A 14,021-nucleotide genomic window follows, 5' to 3' on the forward strand; every position below is an offset into this window, starting at 1 on the left:
GTCAATCGGGGTGTTCAGCGGCAGGAGACAGATACGGGGTACGCTATGTCGGAACACGTGTACAGAGGGAGCAGAATGCCCCGTTAGCTGCGGCAATTTCTTGACAACGAGGCGGTGGCTGCACCATAGTCTTTGTAGGTGTGGGCGGTCGCCGCCTCGCGCTGAAACTGAGCAGAGGTCGCCAGTATGATGAAGGAGATTGCGCTTTGGCATCACTCGCGATTTCGACGCGGCATGTCGTCCACGAACCCACCGCGCCAGGCCTCCCTTTTCGTGAAGAAAACTTTGGCTACCGTTCTGCTAGTCTGACAGTCCCACCGGAGCAGGCCGGCATTGTCTTAGTAGACTGCTGGGACATTCACATTACGGCGAGTCACGTGGAGCGGACAGGGCAGATTTGCCGGGAGCGCATTCGTCCGGTGCTTGACGCCTGCCGCGAACTTGGCGTAACGGTGATTCATGCGCCGTCGCCCAGTGTGGCACACAAGTTTCCCCAGTGGCTGCGTTATGCCGGCGACAGTGAACTCTCACCGCAAGCGAGTCCCGCGCCGGCCTGGCCGCCTGAGGACTTTGCCAAGCGCAGAGGAGAGTGGGCGCACCTGCGCGCGGATCGTACGGATACGTGGGCCGCAGAGATCGAGCAGATCAACCAGGACCGGTACATTGATGAATCGGTCTTTCCGCAACCGGATGACTTTGTCATCGCCAACGGCCATCAGCTCCACCGGCTTTGCACGCACCGCAAGATTCTCTATCTCTTCTACGTTGGTTTTGCCACCAATCTCTGCGTGCCCCATCGGGACTATGGAATGTTGGCCATGCGCGAGCGCGGGTATGGTCTCATCCTCCTGCGCGACTGCACGACCGGTATCGAAACGAGCGACACGATCGACGGTTTGCTCTGCACAAATACTGCTATTCACGATTACGAGTTGCGAGACATCGCGGGAACAATAACTTCGGATGAGTTTCTGGCTGCGGCGCAGCCATTGCGCAATGATGCGGCGGCGGGTGCAGAAGGCTAACAATCAGAGCTCACCGCCTTGCCTGCGTGGGACTTGCCGTCTGATGGAGGAAGTCCCCGCGAACGGCCGGGGTGTCACCGGCTTGGCGCGGCCGCTGTGTCATGATGCTGCAAGTCGAGAGCCAATGGTGTTATACGAAACAAGGACGTGGTAATGGAAGAGATTCGGATAGGTGTCGTGGGTCTTGGTGGCCGTGGGCTCAGTTGGATGCGCCTGCTGCAACGCGTACCGGGCTATCGCATTGTCGCGCTCTGTGATCCCATCACTGCCACACATGAGCGGGCCCTGGCTGCGCTTGAGAATAGTGATGGTGTGGCCACCTACGCCCAATACGAAGATATCCTCGCCGATTCCAACGTGGAAGCCATTGCATTGACCGTGCGCAGCCCGCGGCAAGGGGCATTGGCGGCGCAGGCCCTTGAGGCCGGCAAGCACGTCAACGCGGAAGTGCCGGCGGCGCATTATATCGAGGACTGCTGGCGCATTGTCGTGGCCGCTGAGCGCTCCGGCAAGGTCTACCAGTTGGCGGAGCAAACGCGCTACATGGGAGTAATGCAAGCGTGGCACGACATGGTGGCGGAAGGCCAACTCGGTAGGGTTACCTTTGTCGAAGGACAGTACTTCCACTATTACGTTTCCCAGTTCTTTTGGGAAAAGGAGACCGGCACGTTCTACGGACCCACGGAAGTTTCCGATCACCCCGAGGCGGAGCCCACGTGGAGTGCGCTCATGCCCTCCATCCACTATCTGCCGCACGAATTGAGCCCGCTGTTGTACGTGCTTGACGATCGGGTAGTATCTGTTACGGGCATGAGTACGCAGGCTCCAAGCTACGCTCACCCCGTAATTCCCCAACCGGACATGCAGGTCTGCTTGATGAAGACTGAGAAGGATGCGATTTTGCGGTTGGCTGCGAGCTTCGCGCAGCCGCAACCGCCGCGTGATTACCATTGGTACCAGATCATGGGGACGCAGGGGTCAGTGGAATGGCGGCGGTCGGCCCGGGAGCGACCGAAGATGTGGCTTGCAAAGGCCCAGATGCACGACTTGGCGGAGGTGGACTGGCAGTTTCAGCGCACGGATGCGCCTAGAGAAGCGCGAGGCAGCGGCCACGGCGACGCTGACTACTACGTGCACGCGGCGTTTCGTGATGCCGTCTTGGGCACGAGGCCGCTGGAATTTGACCTGTATCGGGCAATGGATACTGCGGCGCCGGCAATATTGGCCGCAGAGTCGATTGAACAGAATTCGAAATTGCTGACAGTGCCGGACTTTCGGCCCAGCGCGAAACGGCCTGCCGGCACAATGCCGTCGGAGTCGTAGTTGGAAGAAGCATGTGCACAAGAAGGTGACGTAAAGAAGCTAGCGCAGCGAGGAGAGGTGCCGGATATGGAGATTCAGCTTGGATGTTTTACCCGTCCGTGGCGGGAATATGGAATTGAGGCCGCCGCCGCGGGGATGAGCGCCGCCGGTTTCAATTATTTCGGCCCGATGAGCATGGGGCCGACTCGCCTCATCGACTACGAATCGACTCCGGAAGAAGTGGCCGCAGTCGAGCGCACGGTCAAGAATGCCGGCCTTAAATTTGCAATCATGATGGCGACGTATCCTTTGACGAGTGTGGAAGAGGGAGTGGCGGCGCTAAATCAAGAGCTAGACTACGTGGAGCGACTCGGCTTTCGCCACGTGATGACCGGCGGCGCGTCCGATCCGGCGCAGTACGACACGTACTACGCCATCATGCGTGAGAGCGCTGAGTATGCGTTGCACAAAGGCATTACGCTCATGCTCAAGCCTCATGGCGGATTGAGCAATACGACACGGGACACTATCGAATCGTGGAAGAAGGTAAGTCACCAGAACTTCAAGATCTGCTACGACGCGGGTAACTTACTCTACTACGCCGGTGAGGATCCGCTGGCACACATCCGCGAGATTGCCCCAATCGTGGGCGGTATGTGTATCAAGGATGAGGTGGGCGGCCAGCAGGGCGACGTAATGGTCACGCCGGGCGACGGCTTGGTTGACTTTCCCGCTGTGTTCACCGCGCTCAAAGACGCGGGCTTTGCCGGCCCATGCGTCGTCGAGTGCCTGAGTGGCGAAGCCCTAGATGAGGTGAACCACCAGGCCGTACGCGCGCATCGCTTCTTGGAAGACACCCTCGCCGCAGTGGGATACGTGGTCGATTAGGAGGTTTCTATGGCAATTATCACCGTCTCACGACAACTTGGCACCGGTGAAGCCGACTTTACGGACAAACTGACGAATACACTTGGCTACCCGCTGTATGATGACCGGCTCATCCAGCAGGTCGCGGAAGAGCTGGAAGTGCACACCGGCGTGGTGAGGGCATACGATGAACGGCTAGAGCCCAGCGCAATACAAAGCGTCCTATCCCGGATCACGGGAGGACCCGTGCGGCGCCAGCTGTCGACGCGGCGCGATGAGGGTGGCGTGCGGCCTGAGATTGTCCGGACAGCCTTGCGCTCGGTGGTCCGCGAGATTGCCCGGCGTGACGACGCCATCATCGTCGGACGCGGGGCGGGCATCATTCTCGGTGACTTGCGCGGCGTGCTCAAGCTGCGCCTGGTGGCCCCAGCGGACGACCGTGCCCGCTATCAAGCCAGGACGATTGGCATGAATCTCGGCAGGGCCGAGGAGGAAGTCCGGCGCTCTGATAACGAACGCCGCAGTTACATTCGCCGCATGTTCAATGTGGATTGGGACGATCCATCACTCTATGACTTTGTCATAAATGCGGCTCGTACCGATAGTGATGCGGCCGTGAGGATCGTCGTTAAGATAATGGAAGAGAAGCAACTCTAAGTTGCTGCGGTGACGAATGCCGTCCGCTGAATAGGCGCAGGCGCTCCGACCGTCTGCGCGCTGCCTACTCTATGAGCTTGGCTCATTGTGCCGCTGAATTGCGAATCGCATAGCTCGCGTGACCGCGCCACTGTCCACCTGGCCCTTTACGAGGTAGTCCTGCGCGCCATTCCTTAATGCTGCGAGGCCGGTCTCTTCGTCGTTATTGCCTGTCAACACGACGATGGGAATAGTGGGAGCGGCATTCACCATCGTGCGAATGGTATCCATACCCTGGCTATCCGGCAGCGCCAGGTCGAGCAGGATGACGTCATACGGCTCTAGTTCCGTCTGCTCGCTAGCCTCAGCGAGTCGCGTCACGTGCGTAACATCGAACTGCATATTCGGCACCTGCTCAAGCAGTTCGTAGAGCAGTTCAGCGTCGCCGCTATCGTCTTCCACGAGGAGGATTTCGAAGATATTCGTGTTCATACCGTCGTCGGCTCCCCTGATTGATTGGTGTGGTAAACTTGTCACGTGAATGCAAGTACCACTCTAGCATACTCACGCCAATAGCGTGGCAGAAGAGATGAAATTTGGGGACTCTACTCCGTACCGGTGGGCTTTACAGTAGCGGCAAATACTCCAGAAGACCTTGGCGCAATTTTGAGGGGCACGAGGAGCTGGGCAAGTACGGTGAAGACTTCTCCTCACCTTGGCCCTCTTTCCAGGGAGAGGGGGACTTTGCGCCGAAGGCATGGGTTGTGCCAAGGTCTCCCGGGGGCAGCAGATGAGTGAGGCGTCTCGACAGGACCGGAACCAAGGTGTCGTCTCACTTGAGCAGCAGGGGCAACATGCCACCGAATTTGCGGTTCTCGCAGAGATTAGCCGCATCATCAGTTCAACCCTCAATATCGACGAGATCTACGAGCAGTTTGCCCATCAGGTGTCACTGCTCATCCCATTTGATCGTCTCTCAATCTCGGCTGTGGATATGGAAGCGCATACGGTGCGTGCGGTGTACGCGGCGGGTGGTGATATTCCGGGCTGGGAACGCGGCGTGGTGCACGAAATAGTGCCGGGCGGCATAAGTGACATTCTGGAACGTGAGCGCCGCGGCATACTCTTTAGAACGCCGGCTGAAGAGGAAGAGGCGGGACAGCAGCCGGCGCGGGACCTAGGCGGCGACTTTCAAACCCGGATCGCCGTGCCCCTCATTGCGCGAGGGGTGTTTGTCGGCGCCTTGAATATCCGCTCGTTGCGCCCATACGCATACGATGAGAATCACCTGGCACAGGCGGAGAGAATCGGTGCGCAGATCGCCGGAACGATCGCCAATGCGTTCGCATTTGAGCAGCTGGAAGCGGCCCAGCAAGCTCTTGAGCAAGCCGTGACGGAGTTGCGCCGCTCGAACGAGGAGCTGGAGCAATTCGCCTATGTGGCTTCCCACGATCTCCAAGAGCCGCTGCGCAAGATCGCCAGTTTCTGCAATCTGTTGGAATCGCGTTACGCCGAGCAGTTGGACGAGAAGGCGAACGTCTACCTCCATTACATTGTGGATGGCGCAATGCGCATGCAGGCGCTGGTCAATGACCTCTTGCTCTATTCGCGTGTAACCACGCGCGGCAAAGAGTTTGCGCCGGTGGACTTGAACAATGCTCTCCAGGAAGCCCTGGCCAACCTGGACGTAGCCGTCACGGAAGGTAACGTGCGCGTTACCCACGACCCGCTGCCAACCGTAAACGGTGACACGGCGCAACTCGGGCGCTTATTCCAGAATCTGGTTGGCAATGCCATCAAGTACCGTGGAGAAGCAACACCACAGGTCCACATTGCAGCGGCAAATGAGAGCGACGAATGGGTCTTCTCCGTACGCGATAACGGCATCGGCATTGCCCCGGAATACGCCGAGCGCATCTTCGTTATCTTCCAGCGGCTGCACACGCGGGAAGAGTATGGGGGCACGGGTATCGGACTATCCGTGTGCAAGAAGATCGTCGAGCGACACGGCGGCCGCATCTGGGTCGAATCCCAGGAAGGCTGCGGCGCTACATTCTACTTTAGCCTGCCACAAGTTACGGAGTAAGAGCGAATGGCGAGCGAACAGGCGGCGAAGCCGGTTGAGGTCCTCCTCGTCGAGGATGATCCGGGCGACGTGCTTCTCACCGAGGAAACTCTCCTCGGCAGCAAAATTCGTACCAACCTGCACGTGGTAGGCGACGGGGTTGAAGCGCTTGCCTTCTTGCGCAAGGAAGGCGCCTACGCTGCTGTGCCCCGGCCGGACCTCATCTTGCTCGATCTCAACATGCCCCGCAAAGATGGGCGCGAAGTGCTGGCAGACATCAAAGAAGATTCCGATCTCAAGACTATTCCCGTGGCGGTGCTCACCACGTCTTCACAGGATGAAGACATATTGAAGAGCTACCAACTTCACGCGAATTGCTACATTACCAAGCCGGTCGGCTTGGAGCAGTTTGCGACGGTGGTGCAGTCTTTGGAGGACTTTTGGTTCGCGATCGTCAGACTGCCGCCAAAATGATCCCCTGCACGACCCCATGGAAGGAGAGATTTTCATGGCAGACTCCGGCGAAGGTGCACGCCAGGAGCTAGGCATCGAGCGCATTGACGAAAGCCAGAAACTAGACGTGCTGCGTCCGATTGCCGAAGAGGTCAAGTCCGTCCTCACAGCGAATGAAAGCATTTTGTACATCGCCTACCAGGCTTGGACCGTACTGGGCCAGAAGTATGACGCAGTAGCGGCAACAAACAATCGCATGATCATTTTCCGGCGACACCGGTTTAGGGGATTCGATTTCCATGACTTCCTATGGGAAGACGTTGCGAACGTGAAGATAAATCAAAACATGCTCTCTTCTGCTCTAGAGTGTACGCTGACCAAAGGGGAAACGTATCGGACAAGCAACCTCGTAAAAGACCAAGCTCGGGCGCTCTATACTATTTGCCAACAGAAGGAACAGGAATGGCGTGAGCGCCGGCGCGTAAGACTGATGGAAGAGGAGCGCGCCCGTGCCGGCGGCACGCAAATAACGATGCCTGAGGATGGCGACGTTGTCCATGAGCGTGTGGCAGAAGACCCGGTAGAGAAGCTGGCAAAAGCCAAAGAGATGTTCGACAAGGAGCTAATATCTGAGGCTGAATACGAGACGCTCAAGGCGAATATCCTGCAGAAGATGTAAGTACTAGACCCAAGAAATCGATGTTAAGACCCAGGGGCTACTATAGACGTAGCGGAAGCCCTGCAGCAAACAGATTGAGTTTGGGCCAAGTGACGCCCATCAAAGGCTTGACCAAACAGCGTTTAGGACGGCCTCACGCATTCACTACGAGGGAACGGGATCCATTGACTCCAAGTCATCTTCAAGAATGGCATGGTACCGATAGCGGTTCCGTAGTAACCGCCTCCCGTACAGGCTTGCGGCTTCTTCAGGTTTGAAGTAGCCATCGGGTAGGGAGTGGCGCCACGTATATGGTTCTATGTCCTCAGGTTTGAGCGTATGTCCGGCGGGAAGCGGACGCCTCGCCACTAAGAGCTGACTTCCCGACTGTCTCACGATGACGGGTTCACTATCGTCCGCATCGGGCGCAAAGCCAAAGCCGCGCCGCAGCACTTGCACAATCGCAAAGCCAACGGCAAACCCACCAAGATGCGCGGTGTAGGCTATCCCGCCTTCCTGTCCTACCGCTGATCCTACCGAACCTATAATCTGGAGCACCAACCAGACGCCAATGACGATCAGAGCCGAGACGTCGAACGTCGGCGGTCGGTCCTCAGCATGACCGGTGAGACGGCCCAGCATCCAGAAGCCGACGATATGAATTGGCAAAATGCCGATGGGTGACAGCGGAAAGAGGACAAGATACGCCCCCAGCACGCCGGCAATAGCGCCGCTGGCGCCAATGCGCGGTATGGTGTCGTTGGCAAAGAGGGCAGACTCGATGATGCCCGCGCCCAGTCCGCATACCAGGTAGAAGACGGCAAACCCCAGATGTCCCATCTCGTCTTCCACGTTTGCGCCAAAGACCCAGAGAAACAGCATGTTGCCGGCTATGTGGAGCAAACCGAAATGGAGAAAGGCGGCGAGCAAGAGGTTGCGGAGTTGGTCTAATTCACCTGCCCACAGTCCGGCGGGTTGCAGGCCGTATTCGCGAGCGCTCCAGCCAAAGCTATGCGCGGCGACGAAGACTGCGATATTGATCGCCACCAGCGTGACGGTGACGATGGGCTGCCGTTGCCGCTCGTCTTCGGGTGCGGCGTCAATGGGTATGAGGAGCACGTGTGGCCTTTCCAGGCGCCGTGAGCGGCCGCAGTTTCCGGGCGGGCGCTTGCATCGCGCCAGCTAGTGCCAGAGTCTCTTCGGCATGACATGCCAAGGCGATCCCATAGGCCCAAAGCGCACGCTAGGCTGCCCGTACTTTGCCCTTGCCCTCGCACTTGGGACAGGGACCCTTGAGTTCGTGCCAACCGCTCGGTTCGTCGGGGTTAGGCCACTTCTCGTCTACCGCGCCGCTGCCTTCACACCGGGTGCAGTTCATCTGCGGATGAGGAAAGATGCGGGGAATAATGAGCCAGGCGCTGATGATAAGGACACCAACAAGAAGGACGATCCCTAATTGATCCATAGCCAGTACCTCTCTCTGCGTTCCACACTATCCTCTTAATGACAGTGTAAGCCAAAAGGCCGGAAAGCCAAAAGAGTGCTTGGTGTGAAAAACCGCTGGTATGCAGGCATGTTTGTTGATGCGATACCGGTATTGGGGCGGTTGCTCGCGCATGGTGCGACCGGGCTGTCGCAGGAGACTACGTGAATCTAGAGGCAAACTGCACCGTTCCCGGGAGGAGTTGTGCAATTGGGAGGAGAAGGGACGAGCCCCGATGTTGTCGCATTGACTCTCGTTGCAAAGAACATGGCACGCCCAGTGTCTCCAAACTCCGGTAGCGCAGGTTTGCAACCTGCGTCTCTTGTAGGATCAGTCCGTTGCACACCTGCTACAAATTGCGTGAAACCCTCGAACACTCCACGAACTGCTGACGTGGTGGGGGTCCTGAGTGATCCGGCGGGGGACGAGCCCCCGCGCTACGTACCTTGCGCTCCGAAATGGCGTGGCTGAGGCAAACAGAGTGGAGAGGCGCGAAACGGGTGAGCGAAAGGTTTGTTCATGCCGGGTGCCAAGCGGCGCAGGTTTGAAATCTGCGCTACCGGTATTTCGCGGAGTTGCGTTGGGACATTGAGCAGATACGCGTCCATTGAGCGGCAAAACCAAGCATTGACGCAAGGTCTCATGCCGGATCGAATTTGGTGAATGACGGCAGGTATGGCAGAAAGAGGATACACCTGTCGTACTTCTGTACGACAGGTGCATCGTGCTCATTCATATGCGCAACCAGGGATTTCACAACGAGCGTGCAAACCATCTATGGGTCACAGCTGAAATCATAAGCTGAGATTGCTATAGACTGCCACGCGATTCTCACTGTGGTGCGACTCTTACGACGGTGTGAAAAACCGCCACGTGCCGATGTCTTCCCCGCCGCCTTCATCGTCTTCCAGCAACTCTTCGTAGTTCTCGGCGGCTTTGCGGTAGGCGCTAGCATATTCTTCTATGATCTGCGGTCGGAACTTCTTGAACCACGGGATGCTGTAGGTTCGCGCGCTAATTCCTTCGCTGACCGGCAGACTGCCCAGCGGTTGGCGCACGTCACGGCTCGCATTGGCAATGGCGGTGGGCTTGCCATGGCCGTAGACGTCCGCCTCGTGGAAGAGCGGATGCGGATGCAGGGGCTTGTTGGTGCCAGGACCGCAGCGCGCGCCTTCGGCTGAGACGGCCTGCGCGAAGCGCGAAATCGAAAGACCGCCAACCTCTTCGGGACGATAGAGGCCGCGGGCCGCGTACCAGCCGCCCATGGTGCTGTTGGAATCTGTGGCGGGACGGTGCGGCGCAAGGCCGGGCACGCCTTCCAAGAGGTCCCAGAAGTAATTCATGGCTTGCTGGATTTCCGCGATGTAGCCGTCGTAATACTTCAGCGTCACCCTGCCCATGGCCGAACTCAACTGGTTGACGCGGTACTTATACCCGCCGAGGGGCAGACCGGCATAGGGCTTCAGGTACTCGGTCTCAATGTTCTCTTCGGAGTACAGGTCGTAATGCCCGAAGGCCACGGCGCGGTCATAGATTTCGCGGTTGTTGGTAGTCATGATGCCCGCTTCGCCGGTGGCAAATGACTTACCGCTCATGAGCGACATGCCGGCAGCGTCGCCGATCGTGCCCAACGTGCGGCCCTTATAGAGCCCGCCGTGGGCGTGGGAAACGTCCTCGATGACCTTGAGGTTGTGCTTGCGCGCAATCTCCATGATGGGGTCCATGTCGGCGGGATGCCCGCAGTAATGAACCGCCACGATGGCCTTGGTGCGATCGGAGATGCGGTGCTCGATGTCGTTGGGGTCAATGCAGAGTGTATCCGGGTCGATGTCGGCAAAGACGACGCTTGCGCCCAGCGAGAGCGCCTGCAGACACGACGCCCAATACGTCACGCTGGGCGAGATCATCTCGTCGCCCACGCCCACGCCGCAACCGTACATTGCCGCGCGCAGCGCCTCAGTGCCCGTGTTCGCGCCGAGCGCATACGTTGTGCCAATCCATTCGGCGTATTCGCTCTCAAATTGCCGGGTAACGTCCGTGCCGGACATGCCGCCCCGCCGCAGCACTTCCAAGACGGCTTCTTCGTGCTCCGGGGTCACGATGGGCCAATTGAAAATGTCTCCGGGATCGCTTTGCACTGACTTAGGGCCACCAAGTAACGCCAGCTTCGACTTGACTTGCATACCGCAGTTTCCTTTCGCGTATTCTTGGAAATTGACGTGGAATTGGAGTAATCTTACACGATAGGATAGCACGAACCTGGGACAGTTAGCACTCTGTGCCTTGACTGGTCCAGCGTCGACTGCATGAGAACACGTGTGGTCCTGCGAAGGGCACGTGAAGGGCGCGGCCTTCTTCCGTCTGCACTATACTGACCAGTGGGACGTAGACAATTCGCGGCGAGAATGGCGCGTGGCAACTCATGTCTGTTCTTAGCGACCGAACAATTTCAGAACTTATAGCTCAGGGACGGTTGTGCATCGAGCCGTTCGCGGCGGAGCACGTGCAGCCTTCCAGCGTGGACGTGCGGCTGGGAAGGCACTTTCGCGTCTTCGAGCACAGCCGCTATACGCACATTGACGTGAGCGCACCGCAGCCTGATCTCACGCAGAGTGTCGAGGTAGAGGAAGACGAGCCGTTCGTGCTGCATCCAGGAGAATTTGCCCTCGGCACTACCCTTGAACGCGTGGGGCTGCCCGAAGACTTGGTGGGCCGCCTGGAAGGTAAGAGTTCGCTGGGGCGCCTCGGTCTCATCATCCACTCGACGGCGGGATACATCGACCCGGGTTTCTCCGGCACGATAACCCTGGAACTCTCGAATGTGGCAAAACTCCCGATCCCGCTCTATCCGGGCATGTTCATTGGGCAGATTTCGTTTCTTACGATGACTACTCCCGTAGACCGGCCCTACGGTTCACCCGGGCTCGGCAGCAAGTACCAGGACCAAGACAAACCCACTGAGAGCAAGGTGCATCTGAACTTTCGACCGGAGGAAGGCGGCTAACGCCCTGGGGCATTGTGGAGCGACAGGACTAATGCAGCAGACGCTGATGCGCTGCGCGACGGGCGCAAAGTCTGAGGCACGTAAAGAGCGGGATGAGAATCTCGTGCATCGAGCGCGGCATGAATCGACACGGAGATTGGACGGAGGACGAGCGTGAGACTCTACATCATCCGCCACGCCGACGTGACCTACCGTCGGGGCGTACCGCTTGCGAGTGTGCCTCCGGCAGAAAGGAATTACCTGACTGACCCAGCCCTCTCGGACGTGGGCCGGAGACAGGCTGCGCTGCTTGGCGAGCACTTGCAGAGTAGGCTGATACCGGGCCGGCAGCCACAGCACGGCGATCGTTCGGGCTATGCCATCGCGCGCCTATTGTGTAGTCCCATGCGGCGGGCGCTGCAAACGACGCAACCGGTGGCGGCCGCTCTCGGCCTTCACCCGGAGATTTGGCTGGATCTGCACGAGTCGGGCGGCATACGATATGACGAAAGCGATGGGCGTGGCCCGCGCGGACATGCGGGGCTTACCCGTGCAGAGGTGGATGAGCAGTTTCCCGGCTATGTCATCCCGCCGGACTTTGCCGCTGACGGTTGGTGGAACCGTCCGCCGGAACGAGAGGCAGAGTATCTATCACGCCTGGCACGTGTGGCGGCGGAGCTACGCTCGATGGCAAAGAATACGGATGAGCACATTGCCATCATCACCCACGGCACGGCGGCCAATGGCTTATTGCATGCTCTCATGGGCGGCCAGCAACAGGGGGAATGCTACTTCAACCACTACAATACAGGCATGACGAGTCTGGAATTCACAGAGAACGAGACGGTGATTCGCTACCAAAACCGTGTAGAGCACCTGCCGGGCGATTTGCTGACAGGGTGAGACACCGTTCAGGGGTGGGAATGGCTCAATGACTTTAGCTCGACCCAATCTCGATGACCGCCCACGACGCACGCGACGATCTGTGCAGCTCCTCGAGAAACTTGTCAGGAGCTTTATGTGTGTACTACATTAACGTTGCACGCCGAGGAGTTGGCAATTCCGTTGGATAGTTCGATTCGCACTCGTAGTGAGCGGCCCAGCCGATGTAGCAGTGACTCTGGAGCGTTCCTGATAGAGCCCCTCGTATCTCCTAATTGCCTCCGTCCCCTATGTTTCCATGGGTTTCACGTAGTTCAGTGCAGCGTTATCCCTTGTCGTTTCCTGGGATAGCTCTTGAGTACGTCGGGGTTCCTCAATGAATTCTAGCGAAGGCTGAAGGCGAGCGGCATTGCGAACTGTAACGAAGCAGAGAGGGTCAGCATGAAGCAGGATAGTCGTTCGATTGCGCAATCTATGGTGCTGGGCGTCGCCCTGGTCGTGCTGGCAGCCGGCTGCATTCCATTCATGGGAGATGAAGACGGCGAGGATGTACCCCCCACGCCGACTCCGACAATTACTATTATTCGTCCGAGCCCGACACCTGTGGCGGGAGCGACGGCACAACCGTCTGAAGACTCTGTCTATACGGTCGTGTCCGGGGACACTTTGAGCACAATTGCCGACAAGTTTCCGGGCGTTACGTGGCAACAGATCGCCGCAGCGAACAACCTACAAGACCCCTATCCTCTCTCCATCGGCCAGGAGCTGAAGATTCCGGCACCACCAAGCCAGGAGCCTACACCTACTCCGGCGGGTCCCACCGTGGTGAAAACGCCTGAGCCGAGTAACTAGGCATATTGCTCAATTTGGCGTTACTCATTCGCGCCGAGCAGTGAGGAAAAACCCCCAACCCTGCGGCATGGCAGGCAAAGGGTCGAGTTGCGAGATTTCGTGCGGCGGATTGGGAAGCAAAGAGCGGGGGACAAGCCCCCGCGCTACGGGATGGCAGGCAAGGGTCGAGTTGCGTGCGCTCGTGCTGCGGATTGGGAGGCGAAGAGCGGGGGACAAGCCCCCGCGCTACGGGATGGCAGCGAGGGGCAGAGATGCGTGCGCTCGTGCTGCGGATTGGGAGGCGAAGAGCGGGGGACAAGCCCCCGCGCTACGGGATGGCAGGCAAGGGTCGAGTTGCGTGTCCTCTTGCGGCGGATTGAGAGGCGAGAAGCGGGGGGCAAGCCCCCGCGCTACGGGATGGCAGCGAGGGGCAGAGTTGCATGTGCTCGCGCGGCAGGTGGGGAGGTAAAGAGCGGGGGACAAGCCCCCGCGCTACAGGATGGCGGGCGAAGAGCGGGGACGAGCCTCCGCGCAACGGGATGGCAGTGAGAAGCGCGCACTTATCCGGTTCCCACTTCCTGGGCGACCTTGCTCTCTTGTACCTGGCAGACGGAGAGGCTCCTTCTCCCCAAGGAGAACTTTGCGTAACCCTAGCGGAAGCGAGAGAGCTCCCTCTCCCTCGACGGGAGAGGGCTAGAGCCTGCCCCGTACTCGATACGGGGGTGAGGGTGAATCTCCTGAAATCTCTCCATATGCACACCGATTCTGCCCTGCTACGTCTTGACACTGCCCAGCGTAAAGGGCCATCGTAGCAAAAAGACCCCCTCACCCCAACC

At 58.7% G+C, this 14,021-nt stretch carries 14 protein-coding genes; 10 read left to right on the forward strand and 4 right to left on the reverse strand.

The features are described from left to right. Window positions 1-206: 206 nt before the first annotated feature. The 4 genes from OXE05_07175 to OXE05_07190 all read left to right on the forward strand — a co-directional run bounded on the left by OXE05_07175 (window position 207) and on the right by OXE05_07190 (window position 3,851). The gene (locus tag OXE05_07175) at window positions 207-1,025 is read left to right on the forward strand and encodes an isochorismatase family protein (protein MCY4437100.1); all 819 of its coding nucleotides are present in this window, start codon (window positions 207-209) and stop codon (window positions 1,023-1,025) included. Between the two features lie 153 nt (window positions 1,026-1,178). Then, window positions 1,179-2,348, forward strand: a complete 1,170-nt coding sequence (locus OXE05_07180; protein ID MCY4437101.1) for a Gfo/Idh/MocA family oxidoreductase — start codon at window positions 1,179-1,181, stop codon at window positions 2,346-2,348. A gap of 66 nt (window positions 2,349-2,414) precedes the next feature. After that, entirely contained in the window at window positions 2,415-3,215 is an 801-nt protein-coding gene (locus OXE05_07185; GenBank protein MCY4437102.1) for a sugar phosphate isomerase/epimerase, read from the forward strand. A gap of 9 nt (window positions 3,216-3,224) precedes the next feature. Further along, entirely contained in the window at window positions 3,225-3,851 is a 627-nt protein-coding gene (locus OXE05_07190; GenBank protein MCY4437103.1) for a cytidylate kinase-like family protein, read from the forward strand. A 69-nt stretch (window positions 3,852-3,920) separates the two neighbouring features. Here OXE05_07190 and OXE05_07195 read toward each other — a convergent pair whose 3' ends face one another. Further along, a complete protein-coding gene (locus OXE05_07195) occupies window positions 3,921-4,322 on the reverse strand; it encodes a response regulator (GenBank protein ID MCY4437104.1) in 402 nt (133 codons plus the stop codon). 298 nt (window positions 4,323-4,620) lie between these two features. Here OXE05_07195 and OXE05_07200 point away from each other — a divergent pair, with 298 nt between their 5' ends. From OXE05_07200 to OXE05_07210, 3 genes are read left to right on the forward strand one after another with little or no spacing between them, the layout of a single operon-like run. After that, window positions 4,621-5,916, forward strand: coding sequence for an ATP-binding protein (locus OXE05_07200; protein MCY4437105.1), 1,296 nt, complete (start codon window positions 4,621-4,623; stop codon window positions 5,914-5,916). A gap of 6 nt (window positions 5,917-5,922) precedes the next feature. After that, the gene (locus tag OXE05_07205; GenBank protein ID MCY4437106.1) at window positions 5,923-6,369 is read left to right on the forward strand and encodes a response regulator; all 447 of its coding nucleotides are present in this window, start codon (window positions 5,923-5,925) and stop codon (window positions 6,367-6,369) included. Between the two features lie 34 nt (window positions 6,370-6,403). Continuing rightward, complete coding sequence (locus OXE05_07210; GenBank protein MCY4437107.1) at window positions 6,404-7,027, forward strand: PH domain-containing protein; 624 nt, start codon at window positions 6,404-6,406, stop codon at window positions 7,025-7,027. A gap of 144 nt (window positions 7,028-7,171) precedes the next feature. On the opposite strand, the gene OXE05_07215 is transcribed toward OXE05_07210, so the two are convergent. The 3 genes from OXE05_07215 to OXE05_07225 all read right to left on the reverse strand — a co-directional run bounded on the left by OXE05_07215 (window position 7,172) and on the right by OXE05_07225 (window position 10,672). Further along, window positions 7,172-8,125 (reverse strand): rhomboid family intramembrane serine protease, encoded by a 954-nt coding sequence (locus OXE05_07215; GenBank protein ID MCY4437108.1) that lies wholly within the window; start codon window positions 8,123-8,125, stop codon window positions 7,172-7,174. Between the two features lie 124 nt (window positions 8,126-8,249). Next, window positions 8,250-8,471, reverse strand: a complete 222-nt coding sequence (locus OXE05_07220; protein ID MCY4437109.1) for a hypothetical protein — start codon at window positions 8,469-8,471, stop codon at window positions 8,250-8,252. Window positions 8,472-9,337: 866 nt separating this feature from the next. Then, a complete protein-coding gene (locus tag OXE05_07225) occupies window positions 9,338-10,672 on the reverse strand; it encodes a DegT/DnrJ/EryC1/StrS family aminotransferase (GenBank protein ID MCY4437110.1) in 1,335 nt (444 codons plus the stop codon). A 239-nt stretch (window positions 10,673-10,911) separates the two neighbouring features. On the opposite strand from OXE05_07225, the gene dcd reads away from it, so the two are divergent. The 3 genes from dcd (at window position 10,912) to OXE05_07240 (ending at window position 13,206) form a co-directional block, all read left to right on the forward strand. Beyond that, window positions 10,912-11,493 (forward strand): dCTP deaminase, encoded by a 582-nt coding sequence (gene dcd / locus OXE05_07230; protein MCY4437111.1) that lies wholly within the window; start codon window positions 10,912-10,914, stop codon window positions 11,491-11,493. Window positions 11,494-11,646: 153 nt separating this feature from the next. Continuing rightward, a complete protein-coding gene (locus OXE05_07235; protein MCY4437112.1) occupies window positions 11,647-12,375 on the forward strand; it encodes a histidine phosphatase family protein in 729 nt (242 codons plus the stop codon). A gap of 420 nt (window positions 12,376-12,795) precedes the next feature. Beyond that, window positions 12,796-13,206 (forward strand): LysM domain-containing protein, encoded by a 411-nt coding sequence (locus tag OXE05_07240; protein ID MCY4437113.1) that lies wholly within the window; start codon window positions 12,796-12,798, stop codon window positions 13,204-13,206. Window positions 13,207-14,021 lie beyond the last annotated feature (815 nt).

This window comes from Chloroflexota bacterium, assembly GCA_026710945.1.
Lineage (GTDB): Bacteria > Chloroflexota > UBA11872 > VXOZ01 > VXOZ01 > VXOZ01.

Excerpts from the sequence above, each read along its gene's own strand:
- OXE05_07180 (MCY4437101.1), top strand. The coding sequence starts at position 1,179 with ATGGAAGAGATTCGGATAGGTGTCGTGGGTCTTGGTGGCCGTGGGCTC.
- OXE05_07185 (MCY4437102.1), top strand. The coding sequence starts at position 2,415 with ATGGAGATTCAGCTTGGATGTTTTACCCGTCCGTGGCGGGAATATGGA.
- OXE05_07190 (MCY4437103.1), top strand. The coding sequence starts at position 3,225 with ATGGCAATTATCACCGTCTCACGACAACTTGGCACCGGTGAAGCCGAC.
- OXE05_07195 (MCY4437104.1), bottom strand. The coding sequence starts at position 4,322 with ATGAACACGAATATCTTCGAAATCCTCCTCGTGGAAGACGATAGCGGC.
- OXE05_07200 (MCY4437105.1), top strand. The coding sequence starts at position 4,621 with ATGAGTGAGGCGTCTCGACAGGACCGGAACCAAGGTGTCGTCTCACTT.
- OXE05_07205 (MCY4437106.1), top strand. The coding sequence starts at position 5,923 with ATGGCGAGCGAACAGGCGGCGAAGCCGGTTGAGGTCCTCCTCGTCGAG.
- OXE05_07210 (MCY4437107.1), top strand. The coding sequence starts at position 6,404 with ATGGCAGACTCCGGCGAAGGTGCACGCCAGGAGCTAGGCATCGAGCGC.
- OXE05_07220 (MCY4437109.1), bottom strand. The coding sequence starts at position 8,471 with ATGGATCAATTAGGGATCGTCCTTCTTGTTGGTGTCCTTATCATCAGC.
- OXE05_07225 (MCY4437110.1), bottom strand. The coding sequence starts at position 10,672 with ATGCAAGTCAAGTCGAAGCTGGCGTTACTTGGTGGCCCTAAGTCAGTG.
- dcd (MCY4437111.1), top strand. The coding sequence starts at position 10,912 with ATGTCTGTTCTTAGCGACCGAACAATTTCAGAACTTATAGCTCAGGGA.
- OXE05_07240 (MCY4437113.1), top strand. The coding sequence starts at position 12,796 with ATGAAGCAGGATAGTCGTTCGATTGCGCAATCTATGGTGCTGGGCGTC.